Source organism: Paraburkholderia sp. SIMBA_053 (assembly GCF_046534895.1).
Taxonomy (GTDB): Bacteria; Pseudomonadota; Gammaproteobacteria; order Burkholderiales; family Burkholderiaceae; genus Paraburkholderia; species Paraburkholderia caledonica.
This window is the reverse complement of sequence record NZ_JAWRXU010001688.1, coordinates 1-236: the sequence shown is the minus strand read 5'-3', so window position 1 is coordinate 236 and position 236 is coordinate 1. Positions and strand designations below refer to the sequence as shown.

The 236-nt window shown below is 64.0% G+C and carries 1 pseudogene; it reads left to right on the top strand.

Annotation, left to right across the window (positions count from 1 at the left end):
* A pseudogene (locus tag SB753_RS41290) lies at window positions 1-236 on the top strand (porin); the annotation flags it as partial.

The window sequence follows — 236 nt, the reverse complement described above, 5'->3', positions numbered from 1 at the left end:
AGCCTGGCAGCTGCGTACACGTTCACGGACGGCAAGGTTTCGGGTTCGAACGGCGACGGCTCGCCGAAGTGGCACACGGTTTCGCTGCAAGGCGACTACTCGCTGAGCAAGCGCACCGACGTGTACCTGGAAGGCGTGTACCAGCACGCTTCGGGCGAACTCGGCAACTTCGGCGCGAACGTCGCAGCGATCAACACGCTGACGCCGTCGTCGACGCAAAACCAGACGGCTGTGGC